At 60.9% G+C, this 14,039-nt stretch carries 13 protein-coding genes and 1 tRNA gene; 6 read left to right on the top strand and 8 right to left on the bottom strand.

Annotated elements, in window-relative coordinates; genetic code table 11:
* The first annotated feature begins 161 nt into the window (after positions 1–161).
* The 3 genes from GGR20_RS06795 (at position 162) to GGR20_RS06785 (ending at position 3,559) form a co-directional block, all read left to right on the top strand.
* Positions 162–1,307: a fumarylacetoacetate hydrolase family protein gene (locus GGR20_RS06795; RefSeq protein WP_183310499.1), complete on the top strand. Its 1,146-nt coding sequence runs from the start codon at positions 162–164 to the stop codon at positions 1,305–1,307.
* Positions 1,308–1,353: 46 nt separating this feature from the next.
* Entirely contained in the window at positions 1,354–2,793 is a 1,440-nt protein-coding gene (locus tag GGR20_RS06790; protein WP_183310498.1) for an aldehyde dehydrogenase family protein, read from the top strand.
* Between the two features lie 163 nt (positions 2,794–2,956).
* Positions 2,957–3,559, top strand: coding sequence for a DUF998 domain-containing protein (locus tag GGR20_RS06785; RefSeq protein WP_183310497.1), 603 nt, complete (start codon positions 2,957–2,959; stop codon positions 3,557–3,559).
* 62 nt (positions 3,560–3,621) lie between these two features.
* Here GGR20_RS06785 and GGR20_RS06780 read toward each other — a convergent pair whose 3' ends face one another.
* The 8 genes from GGR20_RS06780 to GGR20_RS06745 all read right to left on the bottom strand — a co-directional run bounded on the left by GGR20_RS06780 (position 3,622) and on the right by GGR20_RS06745 (position 11,591).
* Entirely contained in the window at positions 3,622–4,074 is a 453-nt protein-coding gene (locus GGR20_RS06780; RefSeq protein ID WP_183310496.1) for a PRC-barrel domain-containing protein, read from the bottom strand.
* A 139-nt stretch (positions 4,075–4,213) separates the two neighbouring features.
* Positions 4,214–4,915 (bottom strand): phosphate regulon transcriptional regulator PhoB, encoded by a 702-nt coding sequence (gene phoB, locus GGR20_RS06775; RefSeq protein WP_183310495.1) that lies wholly within the window; start codon positions 4,913–4,915, stop codon positions 4,214–4,216.
* Positions 4,916–5,072: 157 nt separating this feature from the next.
* Positions 5,073–5,783, bottom strand: a complete 711-nt coding sequence (gene phoU / locus GGR20_RS06770; RefSeq protein ID WP_183310494.1) for a phosphate signaling complex protein PhoU — start codon at positions 5,781–5,783, stop codon at positions 5,073–5,075.
* A 23-nt stretch (positions 5,784–5,806) separates the two neighbouring features.
* On the bottom strand, positions 5,807–6,589 hold the full coding sequence (gene pstB, locus GGR20_RS06765; protein ID WP_246349494.1) for a phosphate ABC transporter ATP-binding protein PstB: 783 nt from the start codon (positions 6,587–6,589) through the stop codon (positions 5,807–5,809).
* A gap of 66 nt (positions 6,590–6,655) precedes the next feature.
* Positions 6,656–8,017 (bottom strand): phosphate ABC transporter permease PstA, encoded by a 1,362-nt coding sequence (gene pstA / locus GGR20_RS06760; RefSeq protein ID WP_183310492.1) that lies wholly within the window; start codon positions 8,015–8,017, stop codon positions 6,656–6,658.
* Positions 8,018–8,019: 2 nt separating this feature from the next.
* On the bottom strand, positions 8,020–9,396 hold the full coding sequence (pstC, locus tag GGR20_RS06755) for a phosphate ABC transporter permease subunit PstC (protein ID WP_183310491.1): 1,377 nt from the start codon (positions 9,394–9,396) through the stop codon (positions 8,020–8,022).
* A 110-nt stretch (positions 9,397–9,506) separates the two neighbouring features.
* Positions 9,507–10,535: a PstS family phosphate ABC transporter substrate-binding protein gene (locus GGR20_RS06750; protein ID WP_183310490.1), complete on the bottom strand. Its 1,029-nt coding sequence runs from the start codon at positions 10,533–10,535 to the stop codon at positions 9,507–9,509.
* Positions 10,536–10,835: 300 nt separating this feature from the next.
* Positions 10,836–11,591, bottom strand: coding sequence for an IclR family transcriptional regulator domain-containing protein (locus tag GGR20_RS06745; protein ID WP_183310489.1), 756 nt, complete (start codon positions 11,589–11,591; stop codon positions 10,836–10,838).
* A gap of 139 nt (positions 11,592–11,730) precedes the next feature.
* Between GGR20_RS06745 and GGR20_RS06740 the strand changes: the two genes are divergently transcribed.
* The 3 genes from GGR20_RS06740 to GGR20_RS06730 form a co-directional block, all read left to right on the top strand.
* Positions 11,731–11,806, top strand: a tRNA-Ile gene (locus tag GGR20_RS06740).
* Positions 11,807–12,199: 393 nt separating this feature from the next.
* Positions 12,200–12,808 carry a DUF2924 domain-containing protein gene (locus GGR20_RS06735; RefSeq protein ID WP_246349480.1) on the top strand — a complete coding sequence of 203 codons (609 nt, stop codon included), beginning with the start codon at positions 12,200–12,202 and terminating at the stop codon, positions 12,806–12,808.
* Positions 12,805–14,039, top strand: a 1,235-nt coding sequence (locus GGR20_RS06730; RefSeq protein ID WP_183310488.1) for a recombinase family protein, incomplete at its 3' end; no start/stop codon positions are given. The genes GGR20_RS06735 and GGR20_RS06730, both read left to right, overlap by 4 nt.

Genomic DNA, 14,039 nt, shown 5'->3' with positions numbered 1-14,039 from the left:
CGAGTTGTTCGGGCCCAATGCGTCAGTATTGGGGCGCAGATGAACCAGAGTTGAATGCTCGCCGATGGGGTGGCATTGTCAAAAAGTATGACTTATACGCATAGGCGTTGCGCCCGACCAGTCGACTGGGCTAGTGACAAGCTAACATGTTAGGGGACAAAATGAGCGTCAGTGATCTTCCGCAGGGTGTGCTTGTCGGCCGCGCCAAACTTGATGGCTTTGACTATCCCCGCATCGTGACGGTGCGTGACGGGCAATTGGTCGACATCACGGCGCGCGGCATGGCCACGGTGCGTGATATCGCCGAAAGTGGGCGGGCGGCGGAGCATGTGAAAACTGCTCCCGGTCGCGCGGTTGGCGACATCAATGCCGTGATGGCCAATGCGCTGGAAGGCAAGCCGGAGCTGCCGCAATTGCTCACACCCATTGACCTGCAGGCCCTCAAAGCCTCAGGCGTGACTTTTGTGGTGTCGCTGCTTGAGCGCGTGATCGAAGAACAGGCGCGAGGTGACAATTCTCGTGCTGACGCATTGCGCACCGAAATCCTCGACCTGATCGGGACCGATCTTTCGCAACTGGTACCGGGTTCGGATGCAGCGATGAAGGTCAAGGCGGCGCTGATCGAAAAGGGTGTCTGGAGCCAATACCTGGAAGTGGGCATCGGTCCGGACGCCGAGATTTTTACCAAGGGCCAGCCGATGAGTGCGGTGGGCCATGGCGCTGAAGTCGGGCTGCACCCGATTTCGAACTGGAACAACCCCGAGCCAGAAGTGGCGCTGCTGGTGACCAGCAAGGGCGAGATCATCGGCGCGACGCTGGGCAATGACGTCAATCTGCGTGACGTTGAGGGCCGCTCGGCGCTGCTGCTGGGCAAGGCCAAGGACAATAATGCGTCAGCTTCGCTGGGCCCATTCGTGCGTCTGTTTGACGGCGAGTTCTCGCTCGAAACCATCAAGCAGGCTGAGGTCGCCCTGCGCGTAGAGGGCACGGATGGTTTTGTGCTCGAGGGCCAGTCCAATATGGCGCAAATTTCGCGTACGCCCGAGTCTCTGGTCGCCGCCACAGTGGGCGACCACCATCAATATCCCGACGGGCTGGTGCTCTATCTGGGCACCATGTTTGCGCCGGTGAAGGATCGCGATGGCACTGGAAAAGGCTTTACCCACAAGCTTGGGGATGTCGTCTCCATTTCGACACCGACCCTGGGTACGCTGACCAACCGGGTCAACCTGTCTACCAAATGTCCGCCCTGGACCTATGGCACAAGCCATTTGCTGCGCGATCTCGCGCAAGCCAACCTACTCTAAATACACGCTTCTTCTCCCGAGCGTTATCAACCGAAAGGCCTTTTCCATGACCGAATTGCACAAGAACCTTATCGACGGCGAATGGGTCGGCTCGGATGGTGTCGAGAACATCAACCCGTCCAATCTCAAGGAAGTTGTGGGGGTTTATGCCCGCGCGACAGTGGAGGACACGCAGCAGGCGATTGCGGCTGCCAAGGCCGCGTTTCCGGCCTGGTCGCGTTCGGGCATTCTTGAGCGCCACGCCATTCTGCGCAAGGCTGCCGACGAAATCACGGCCCGCAAGCAAGAGCTTGGGGAATTGCTCAGCCGCGAAGAGGGCAAGACCCTGCCCGAGGGCATTGGCGAGGTGACCCGCGCCGCCCAGATCTTCGACTTTTTCGCTGGTGAAGTGCTGCGCCTGAGTGGCGAAGTGTTGCCCTCGGTGCGGCCGGGTGTGGGTGTGGAGATCACCCGCGAGCCGCTTGGGGTCATCGGCATCATCACGCCGTGGAACTTCCCCATCGCCATTCCGGCCTGGAAGATCGCGCCGGCCCTGGCCTATGGCAACACGGTCGTGGTCAAGCCGGCCGATCTGGTGCCGGGTTCGACCTGGGCAATCGTCGATATTCTGGTCCGCGCCGGCCTGCCCAAGGGTGTGCTGAATCTGGTGATGGGCAAGGGCTCGGTGGTTGGCCAGACCATGCTGGACAGCAAGGATGTCAATGCCATCAGCTTCACCGGCTCGGTGGGCACCGGCAAGCGCGTTGCTGCGGCCTCGATCGAACATGGCCGCAAGTTCCAGCTCGAAATGGGCGGCAAGAACCCCACCATCGTGCTCGACGATGCCGATCTCAAGGTGGCCGTGGAAACCGTGGCGCAGTCGGCCTTCTTCTCGACCGGGCAGCGCTGCACCGCCTCGAGCCGCGTCATCGTTACCGAGGGCATCCACGACAAGTTTGTCGAAGCCCTGAGCGAGCGGACCAAGAATCTGCGCGTGGGCGATGCCCTGAGCAAGGACACTGAAATCGGTCCGGTGGTCGATCCCAGCCAGCTCAAGCAGGACATGGACTATATCGAGATCGGTCGGGGTGAAGGCGCCGAATTGCGCGCCGGCGGTAATCGCGTCAATGCGCAAACCGAAGGTCACTTCCTGCAGCCCGCGCTGTTTGTCGGCGCGACCAACCAGATGCGCATTGCCCGCGAGGAAATCTTCGGGCCTGTCGCGGCGGTCATCAAGGTCAAGGATTATGAGGAAGCGCTGGCCACGGCCAATGACACCGAGTTCGGTCTCAGCGCCGGTATCGTCACCACCTCGCTGAAATACGCCACGCACTTCAAGCGCAATGCCGAGGCCGGCATGGTGATGGTCAATGTGCCGACCGCGGGCGTCGACTTCCACGTGCCCTTTGGCGGCCGCAAGGGCTCGAGCTACGGGCCGCGCGAGCAGGGCAAGTATGCGGCCGAGTTCTTCACCGTGGTCAAAACGGCTTACACCGCGGCAGGCTGAAGTCCCTCGACGGACAGAGATGGAGGGCGGGGCCTTAGCGGCTCCGCCCTTTTGCTGTTGAGCGCCTGGTCCGGATAGAGTTCTGTTGGAACGGACGCTCAAAGGAGATGGTTCTGTCAGTATGCGCGCTTGTCATTGAGCCGCCAAGCAAGGATCCTTCGCCATGACCGCCGCTCACAGAAGTCATCTGGCAACGATCTGCGGTTATCTCGGTTTGCTGGGATGTGGCGCGGTGGTTTTCGCCGATCTCGTCGGGATAATCGTCTTCGAGAAGCACAATCCGTTCAGCGAAACGATCAGCGCCCTGGCGCATGGGCAATATGGATGGATTCAGGATGTGGGGCTTTATGCCCTGGCGGTAGCGATCGTGGCCATCGCCGTCGCCTTGCCGGAAGTCACAGTCGATGATGGGCAGACGCGAACCGCCCGGGCGCTACTGATCTCGCTGGCCCTTGCGATTCTCGCCATTGCGGGGGTCAACCAGGATCTGCTGGTGACGTCTCCGGCTTCCACCTTGCACCTTCTCTGCGTCCTGATCCTCTATACAACCGTGGCTGTTGCCTCGGCATTGTTGTGGAAGCCGCTGCAGGCACGCGGCTGGCACTGGGGGCGGTTGGGTCTTGGGTTTGCAATAGCCTGGACTGTCCTGGCGCCAATCTTCTTTTTCGTTCCCACCGCCTGGGATGGTGCTTATGAGCGCCTTTTGGGGGCGATGCTGCTTGGGTGGTTGGGGAGTCTGGCGTGGCTCTTGGTCCAGAAGCGTTAGTCAGAGCACGAGGCAAAAAAATGGGCGCCCGTGGCGCCCATTTTCTCGTATGAGATGTGGGACTACTCCCACCAAGCTTCGTTGACGCCTTCCATCGACTCCAGTTCCTCTTCCGAGTAACGGGTCACCAAGACGTAGTCTTCGTCGCCTTCTGGGGTGAGTTCAACGTCCTCTACCTGGAGGAAGACGTGCTTGTCGCCGATGTCGAGAAAGCCGCCAACTTCGACCACGACGCCGCGCAGGTCACCGGACTTAGTGAGAACAACGTCTTCGATCTCACCGATGTGGTTCCAGTTGTCATCTACGCCTTCATAGCCGGACCAACCCCACATGTAGTCGCCGTCTGCAGCTCCCCAAGAGCCCTCGTCATGGGCCTCATTGGTGGTGTAAACCGGCGAGCCGGTCAGATCACGGGTACGGATCAGCTCGTTCCAGTCCCCGCTAAACTGAGCCAGGGCGGGAGCGCCACCGAGCAGGGTCACGGCTGCGAGGGCGGCGGTGGTGAACAGTTTCATTTCTGCCTCCTTTTGGTCGTCTTCGGATAGCTGACCAATGAAGAAAGCGGGCGCGACGTTCCAAAAAAATCCTGGTGGGCGGTCACGGTGTTTTTAGCGCTGGGACGAGATCGCAGCAGCGGCCCGGCCCGCTCGATAGCTAGGCGTTGGCGGCAAAACGCTCGTCGAAAGCATAACCTGCTCCCCGCACAGTGCGGATGGGGTCGACCTCGCGACCGCGATTGATGGCGCGGCGGAGACGGCCGATATGGACGTCGACCGTACGTTCGTCGACATAGACATCATTGCCCCAGACGCCATCGAGCAGCTGTTCGCGCGAATAGACGCGGCCGGGATGACGCATGAGATATTCGAGCAGCCGGTACTCGGTGGGGCCAAGATGTACGTCCCGACTGGCGCGGCGCACGCGATGGGTGGTGCGGTCGAGTTCGAGGTCGCCGACCTTGAGCGCGGTGGTGACCAGGTTGGGGTTGGCGCGACGCAGCAGGGCGTGGATGCGGGCCACCAGTTCGGGCACCGAGAAGGGTTTGACAACGTAGTCGTCGGCGCCGGTCGAGAGTCCACGAACGCGTTCTTCTTCTTCGCCGCGCGCGGTCAGCATGATGATCGGGATGCCGGCGGTTTCATCGCGGGCGCGCAGGCGCCGACACAATTCAATGCCGGAAATCTCGGGCAGCATCCAGTCGAGCAGGATCAGATCGGGCAGTTTTTCGGCGAGGGCCTGCTGCGCCTCATCGCCACTTTCGGCGGTGACCACGCGGAAGCCTTCGGCCTCCAGATTGTAGCGCAGCAGAATGGCGATATCGCCTTCGTCTTCAACAACAAGAACCGTCGCGGGCATGGATGTGCTCCATCGGCCGGCACCCAAGGGAGGGGCCGAACATTGAGTTTGCATGTGGTGGTTGTCCCACCGTCCCGGCCATTCGAGCGTGGCTCGCACGGCCTACTTGGCTTGAAAGGCTCCAATGGAGCCTTCCGTCTGCAGCGCAGACCGCCTGCTACGCTTTGATCTGCTGGCGCTGCAGATCCTGAACGTCGCTGGTGAGCTGCTTGCCGGTGGACAGATAGTAAGCCCGCTCGGCGATATTGGTGGCGTGATCGCCGACACGTTCCAGGCTCTTGGCGCAGAACAGCAGATGGGTGCAGGCGGTGATGTTGCGTGGATCTTCGAGCATATAGGTCAGCAGTTCGCGGAACAGCGAGGTGTACATCGCGTCCACCTCGTCATCGCGATTGCAGACCTCAATGGAAGCAGCTTCCTCGCGATTGCCATAGGCGTCGAGTGCGTCCTTGACCTGGCGTAGCACCAGCGCGGTCATATTCTTGACGCCGTTGTAGAAGGTGGGCTGGAGATTGAGGCCTTCGAGCTTCAGCGAGCGGCGCGCCAACTGCTTGGCCATGTCGCCAATGCGCTCAAGGTCGGACGCCACGTGGATGGCGGTGATGATGGCGCGCAGATCGCTGGCCATGGGCTGGCGCCGGGCAATCATCGAGACAGCCATCTCGTCGATTTCGCGCTGCATGTCGTCGATGCGCTGGTCGGCAATGATGGTCAGATCGGCCAGTTCGCGGTCGAGTTTGAGCAGTGAGCGAGTACCATTTTCGATGGCCACCTCAACCTGACCGCCCATCTCGGCAATGGCCTGGGCGAGCGCCAGCAGCTCTTCATTGTAGGAGGTGACAATGTGTTCGGTGCCGGTATTGGGCATGATGTTTCCTCTTCCCGTGGCTGTCAGCCAATACGGCCCATGATGTAGTCCTGGGTCTGCTTGTTCACCGGATTGGTGAAGATGTCTTCGGTGTCGCCATGCTCGATCAGGTTGCCCAGGTGGAAGAAGGCGGTCTTCTGGCTGACGCGGGCGGCCTGCTGCATCGAGTGGGTTACAATGACGATGGTGTAGTTCTCACGCAGCTCGTCGATCAGTTCCTCAATGATGGCGGTGGCGATCGGGTCGAGAGCCGAGCAGGGCTCATCCATCAGGATGACTTCGGGACCAACGGCAATGGCGCGGGCAATGCACAAGCGCTGCTGCTGGCCGCCGGACAGGCCGGTGCCGGGTTCGGCAAGGCGATCCTTTACCTCTTCGAACAGGCCCGCCTTGCGCAGTGAGGAGATGACGATCTCATCGAGATCGGCCTTGGATTTGGCCAGGCCATGAATGCGCGGGCCATAGGCCACATTGTCATAAATCGACTTGGGGAAGGGGTTCGGCTTCTGGAACACCATGCCGACGCGGGCGCGCAGTTCGACCACATCGAGGTCGGATGAGTAAATATCCTCTCCATCCAACTCAATCTTGCCGCCGACCCTGGCGCCTTCAATGGTGTCGTTCATGCGGTTGATGCAACGCAGAAAGGTCGACTTGCCGCAGCCCGAGGGGCCGATGAAGGCGGTAACGGCGCGATCGGGTATGTCGATGGAAATGCCATGCAGCGCCTGCTTTTCTCCGTAGTGGACGGTCACGTCGCGTGTGGAGAGGCGGATGGGATGATCCATCAATTCAGCGGGGTTCATGGTCTGATCCAAAGTCTTTGAGGTCACTTTAACCTTGCCGGCGAGAACGTCCATATTGGTGTCTCCTTAAGCGCGCTTTTCAAGGCGCGAGCGCAGGAAGATGGCGATGGCATTGAGCAGCAGCATCAACCCGAGCAGAACGATGATGGCTGCGGAGGTCCTCGCCTCGAAGAAGTTACGGTTTTCGTTACCCTGCCAGAGATAGATTTGCACCGGAAGGGCGGTGGCCGAGTCCAGCGGACCAGCCGGAACATTGGCAATGAAGGCGCTCATGCCGATTAGCAGCAGCGGCGCAGTTTCGCCAAGGGCCTGGGCAACGCCGATGATCGTCGCTGTCAGTACGCCCGGATAGGTCATGGGCAGGACGTGGTGGAACACGGTCTGGTTGTGCGATGCACCAAGCCCGAGTGCGGCCTGGCGCAGCGATGGCGAAACCGCACGTAGAGCGGCGCGGGTCGCAATGATAATAGTTGGCAGCGTCATCAGGGTCAGCACCAGGCCGCCAACCAGCGGCGCCGAGCGGGGCAGACCGAAGTAGTTGATAAAGACGGCGGCACCGAGCAGGCCAAAGACGATGGAGGGCACGGCCGCAAGATTGTTGATGTTGACTTCAATCAGGTCGGTCAGGCGGTTTTTTGGGGCGAACTCTTCGAGATAGACGGCACTTGCCACGCCAATCGGCACGGCCAGCACGATCACCACGATCATCATGTAGAGCGAGCCCATGAATGCACCGGCCAGGCCAGCGGTCGCCGGTGCCGAGCGGCTGTCGACATTGGTGAAGATGTGCCAGGCAAAATCGAAGCTGATGGTCCCATTCTCTTCAAACTGGTCGGCCAGGGCGCGGGTGGTCGCGGCAAGCTGCTGACGCTCATCAGGCTGGCTGCGGTCGATGGTGCCCTTGAGCCAGTTGTCGGTGTTGGCCGAGGCAAGAATGGAGACCGGGATCCGCTGGCCCAGCACCTCCGGCTTGGCAAAATAGATGTCGCGCAACTGGAAGCGACCGGCGGAGGTCACAAGCTCGAGCAGATCGCGACTCTCGATTTCAAAGCCAGGTGCAGCCTCACGCAGACCGGTCTCAACGATCTTGTTCCAATTGGACATCGTCACGGCGCGCTGCCAGGTTTTCACGGCCTGCTGGTGGTCAGCAGGCGAGGGGAAATCGGCGCGCTCTGGACGCGGGCCACCCTGGATCAGTTCGGGGTCGAAATAGGCTTCGAAATGAACGGTGGACTGCCAGAACGAGGGCAGGCCCTTGGACAGGATCATGCCGAACAGAATGGCGACGAAACCAAGGGCGGCGGCAATGGAGAGAATGCCTGCCCAGCGGAACAGCGCTTCGTTGCGATGGCGACGGGCCAGGCCCTTGCGAACCCGTTCGCGGTTTTGCGCGCCGGCCGCGGCGCCAGGGAGCACAGTATCAGTCATGGCTATTCGTATTGCTCCCTGAATTTGCGGACGATGTAGAGCGCCAGGACGTTGAGCAGCAATGTCATGGCGAAAAGCGTGAGACCGAGGGCGAAGGCGACCAGAGATTGCGGGCTGGTAAAGTCGGCATCACCGGTCAACTGGTTGACGATGCTGACCGTCACCGTAGATGTCGGCTCGGCAGGATTGGCGCGCAGGACCGGGCTGTTGCCAGCCGCCAAAACCACAATCATGGTTTCCCCGATGGCGCGACTGACGGCGAGCAGCACTGCACCGACCACGCCGGGCAGGGCAGCGGGCAGCAGCACCTTACGGATGGTTTCCGATTGCGTGGCGCCCAGGCCGAGCGAGCCGTCGCGCATGGCGCGCGGAACCTGCCCCAGAATGTCGTCGCTGAGCGAAGAGATGAAGGGGATGATCATGATGCCCATTACGACGCCAGCGGTGAGCGCGCTGGTGGCGCGAATATCGATGCCGATGACGTCACCCAGACCAGAAAGGAACGGGCCGACGGTGACCAGAGCAAAGAAGCCGTAAACGATAGTGGGAATGCCGGCGAGAATTTCGATGATCGGCTTGACCACGCTGCGCACGCGCTCATGGGCGTATTGAGACAGGTAGATTGCCGACATCAGTCCGATGGGAACAGCGACCAGCATCGCGATGAGACTGATCATCACCGTGCCCCAGAGCAGCGGCAAAAGCCCATATTCGCCCGCGGAACCCGACCCCGTGCTCTGGAAGCGCGGGTTCCAGGTGGTGCCGAAGAAGAAGTCGAGCGGGTTGATGAAGCTGAAGAAGCGCAGTGCGTCAGAGAGAAGGGAAAGCACGATGCCCAGCGTGGTCAGGATGGCCACGGTGGAGCAGGCGATGAGCGCCAGGCGGACGAAGATCTCCACCTCGGTGCGGGCGCGGAGGCGCGGCGCTATCCGGCGTTGAGCCCAGAACAGGCCGCCTGCGCCAAGGGCTGCGGCAGCGGCGATGACGCCAAGGAAGGAAAGTTGCTGGAAGGAGGCATAGGCACTGGCTGCAGCGGCCTCGGCTGGGGTCGGTTCGCCGATGACACCATAGCCGGAGGCAATGGCCTGCACCCGCGAAATGGCGGCCTGAACCTCGAATGGCTGCTGCTGCGCAACTTCCGCAGGTAGCTGCGCCAGAATGAAGCTATGGGTTACGGACTGGCTGAACAGGGCCCAAAGACCCAAAATGACGATGGCTGGCAGGAGGGCGAACAGCGCGGCAAGGACGCCATGATAGATCGGGCGAGAGTGAAGACGCGCCTCCTTGCCCTCGGCCAGTTTTCGGCTGCGCGACCATCCGACCTGATAGGAAACCGTAAGTAGAACCAGAAGAAGGGCTGCGATAACGAGGGCGTTCACGGCGAAGCGGTCCTTCCTGGTGTGCCGGACCAACGGGCCTGGCGCGTATCTCGAATGCTTGGGGGAGAACCCCGACCGGGCCGGGATTCTCCTGAGAAGAGTAGAGCCGCTTAGCGGGTGTACTGTTCAGCGTTGTTAAAGGCCTCGAGCTGGCCAGCGAGGAATTCGCTGGACGCCGGAACCAGACCAGCAGCTTCCAGAGTGCCACCGGCACCGGCCATCTGCTCGGACAGGAAGAAGGCGACGTAGTCTTCGATGCCCGGGATCACACCGACATGGGCGCCCTTGACGTAGAACTGCAGCGGACGCGAGACCGGGTAGTCACCAGCGGCGATGGTGTCGAGGCTCGGTTCAACGCCGGACACGGTGGCAACCTTGAGGGTGTCGCGGTTCTGATCGTAGAAGCTCAAACCGAACACGCCAACAGCTTCGGGGTTCGACTGCAGGCGGGCCAGGGTCTCGGTGTAGTCACCGGCGATTTCCACAACGACGTCCTGACGCGGGGTCAGGCAAGCCGCTTCCATGGCGTCTTCATCCATCTCGGGCAGCTCGGCAGCTTCACAACCAGCTTCCAGAACGCGCTGGTCGAAGACTTCGCGAGTGCCGTGGTTGGTGCCGGGAATGGCAACGAAGATAGCCTGGTCGGGAAGCGAAGCGTCGATTTCGGACCAGTTGTTGTACGGGTTGTCGACCAGTTCGCCGTCAACCGGAACCTGAGCAGCGATAGCCTTGTAGAGGTGGACGGGCTCGAGAGCGAAGTCGCCCTGATCGATGCCGGTGGCGAAAACGATGCCGTCATAGCCGAACACGATTTCGCGCACGTCGGTCACGCCGTTGGCATGGCAGCTTTCCAGTTCGCTGGCGCTCATCTTGGAGGACGAGTTGGCGATGTCCAGAGTGGCTTCGCCGACGCCTTCGCAAAGCTGGCGCTTGCCGCCACCCGAGCCACCACCGGCAACGTTGGGGGCATTGTAGTCGGGGAATGCATTGGCGAATTCTTCGGCGACAATCGAAGCGAAGGGCAGCACGGTGGAGGAACCGGCGATCTGGATGGTGTCGCGCGACTGAGCGTAGGCGGCATTAGTGCCGAATGCTGCAAGAGCAATAACGGCAGCACTGGCGTAGAGTGCGGTCTTCATGGAATGTCCCTTCCGGAATTCATTTGCAAACATGGCCAGCCATTCGTTGGGCCGCCCTGTGACGCGGCAGACCATAGGAGGGCGCGGCGACAGTTTTATTGCAATTCAATGACCGGTTTATGACATTGCAAGCTGTTGTAAATGAACGTGAAAATTGTGACGGAAAGGAATTGTGTCGGTCTTGCCCGGAAACAAGCTGCCATGGCGTCATGGGCGGTTAACCATGGCTTTTCCGGCCTTTGGTGGCAAAGTTAGCGTTGCTGTGTGACAGCTTCCGGACAGTCCGCGGGCCGCTATTTTCTAGCGCAGCAGCGGGCGGACTTCGGCCTGAACCCTGCGCATCAGCGGTAGGAAATGGGCAATCATGCGAGAGGTGGGCGCCCGGGCGACGTGGGCACCGATATTGATGGCAGCCACCACCTGGCCGACGGCATTGTGCAGGGGAACGGCTATCGAGCACAGGCCCAGTTCGAGTTCCTGATCGATAACAGCGAAGCCCTGGGCGGCGATGACGGCCAGTTCGGTCGTGATGGTAGCCTTGTCGGCCTTGGTCCGCGCGGTATAGGCGACAATGTCAGAGCGCTCGAGAATCGCCTGGGCTTCCTCGGGCGGCAGCGCGGCCAAGAGGGTGCGCCCCATGGAGGTGCAATAGGCGGGCAGGCGCGCGCCAGCGCCCAGATTGATCGACATGACGCGGCGTGTGGAGGCGCGCGCGACATAGAGTATGTCAGTTCCTTCCAGCACGGCCGCCGAGGTGCTTTCCCCGGTGGCGCGGGAGAGTTCCTCCAGGAATGGCTGGATCAGCCGGGGCAGGGGCGTAGCGGCAAGATAGGAATGGCCCAGATTGAGCACGCGCGGCGTCAACTGGAAGAACTTACCGTCATAAGTGGCATAGCCCAGATGCACCAGGGTCAGCAGACAGCGCCGCGCCGTGGCGCGTTCAAGGCCGGTGCGCTCGGCCACGTCGGTAATCGACATGCGTGCATGATCCTCGTCGAAGCACTCGATTACCGAGAGCCCTCGCATCAGACCATGAATGATATCTCCGTCCCGCAAGGGCGCTGCCCGTCATCTGTTCGGCTGGCGCACAAACTAGCCGAGGACAGGCGCCGGGGGAAGCGGCCATGGGCTTGCATGCATTGGCCGGTGCAAACAGAGTTTGACAGTGGCTGCGACCCTGATATGACGCGGGCGAGGGCCTATAGCTCAATGGTTAGAGCCGACCGCTCATAACGGTCTGGTTCCAGGTTCGAGTCCTGGTGGGCCCACCAACCACTCCCTATGCAGCCGCGTGCTCTCGGATGATGTGGGAGATGCAGCCACAATCAAAGGCTTAGCGGTCACTAGGCTCGAATGAGACGGTCTCCCCGAAGAACTTAGCACAGCCATTTTGGCCAGTTTCTGCTGCTTTTCTCCCCGTATTTTCGTCTGCTTTCCGTCGGTTGAGGTCGGCGCACTTGGAGACCGGTTCGCAAAGACAAGAGATGGGATTCGTCTTAAGTGCGCCTTGCACAGGCGGTCTTCCCGGCTCTTCGGACTGGACTTGTATCCAGCTTGGAGCGGTACTGGTGGCGCCACAAAAAGGCGCGTCACCCCGCCGGCTTTTAGCCATAGCGGGGTTTGGGTGGTAACGGGCTTAATCGTCAAAACCTGGAGGTCGCGCCTTGGAACAGATTCAAACTGATTATCAGTCTAGGTCAGGTGCGGAGGCGGTCACAGCCGGTCCGTCGCATTCCCCGACACTTGAGCAGGCTGGCTCCCCCTCATTTGAAGACGAGCGGAAAGAAGGGTTGAGGCACGACCTGGCGCAACTCGCGGAGCTGGACATCAACGGGCTGCGGGTATTGTGGCGGAAACGGCTCCGCACCGGACCACCAGACTTGCCCCGCTCCCTGTTGATGCGCCTGCTGGCCTACCGTCTGCAGGCAAAAGTGCATGGGGATCTTGATCGGGCCACTCAGCGCTACCTCGAGCGTATCCAGCGTGAGAACATTCGCGAGCGGCAGGAAGGGACTCGCAAGGCCAAGGCTCCGCCGACTGTACCGCCCGTGCGCCGGCGGCGGCTTGGGCCGGGGACCCTGCTGGTGCGGGAGTTCGGCAATGACGTGCACACCGTGACCGTCACCACGGCCGGGTTCATCTGGCAGGGTGCTGAGTATCAGAGCCTGTCGGACATCGCCCGGCGGATTACTGGCACCCGCTGGAATGGCCCGCGGTTTTTTGGCTTACGTGAGAAAGACACCAGCAACGGCGCGGCAGGGGAAGGGAAATGAGTGCGGCCTTAGCCAAACCGCTGCGCTGCGCCATCTACACGCGTGTCTCTACGGAATATGGGCTGGAGCAGGAGTTCAACTCGCTCGCTGCACAGCGGGAGGCCTGTGAAGCTTATGTTACCAGCCAGAAACATGAGGGCTGGACGCTGGTGCCCACCGCGTTTGATGATGGTGGCTTTTCGGGGGGCTCGATGAACCGCCCGGCCCTGCAACAGTTGATTGGTGCGATTGATGCGGGGGAAGTCGACATTGTCGTGGTCTACAAGGTGGATCGGCTGACGCGATCTCTCGCAGACTTCGCCAAGCTGGTGGAGCGCTTTGATGCTCGTCAGGTCTCTTTCGTGTCGGTGACCCAGAGCTTCAACACCACCTCCTCGATCGGACGGCTCACCCTCAATGTGCTGTTGTCCTTTGCTCAGTTTGAGCGAGAGGTCACCGGTGAGCGCATCAGGGACAAGATCGCGGCCAGCAAGAAGAAGGGGCTGCACATGGGTGGCCCGGTGCCGCTTGGCTATGACACTGAAGACAAGAAGCTGGTGATCAACCCGGCGGAAGCAGAGACAATCCGCTTCATCTTCCGCCGCTATCTCGAGCTCAGGAGCCTGACCGGGCTCCTGAGAGAACTGCGGGAGCGGGGGCTCACCACCAAGATCAGCAAGCTGCGGGACGGCACCCAAAGAGGTGGGGTGCCGTTCAGTAAGGGGCCTCTGGCCTATCTTCTGCGCAATCGCGTCTATATCGGTGAAGTGCGCCATAAGGGTCAGCACTATTCGGGTCATCACTCGCCGATCATTGCTCTGGAGCAGTTCGAGGCAGTTCAGACAGCGCTGAGTGAAGCTGCGCCCAGCAGCACGACGCGCATCAACACAAATGCGCTGCTTGCGGGTAAGCTGTTTGACGACAGAGGCTTCCGCATGACACCGACGACCGCCAATAAAGCTGGGGTGCGCTATCGGTACTACACGTCTTTTGCACTGCAGCAGGGTCGGCGAGAGGAGGCGGGATCGGTTCCACGCGTATCCGCTCCAGAGATAGAGCAGGCGGTCCTGGATCTGCTGCAACAGCACTTGAGCAGCAGCCAAAACCCTGAAGAAGTGAGAGAGGACCCAGCTGAGCTCACTCCCGCAATCGCCAACGTGATCGTTAGGCGAGACAGCCTGGAGGTGCACTATATTGCTTCCACTGGAGAGGAGGTAGCCATGAGCCGTCCATGGACCTCAACCAAGCGGAA

This window comes from Devosia subaequoris, assembly GCF_014197055.1.
GTDB lineage: Bacteria > Pseudomonadota > Alphaproteobacteria > Rhizobiales > Devosiaceae > Devosia > Devosia subaequoris.
The sequence above is the reverse complement of the archived record's forward strand: the minus strand, read 5'-3'. Positions and strand labels throughout refer to the sequence as shown.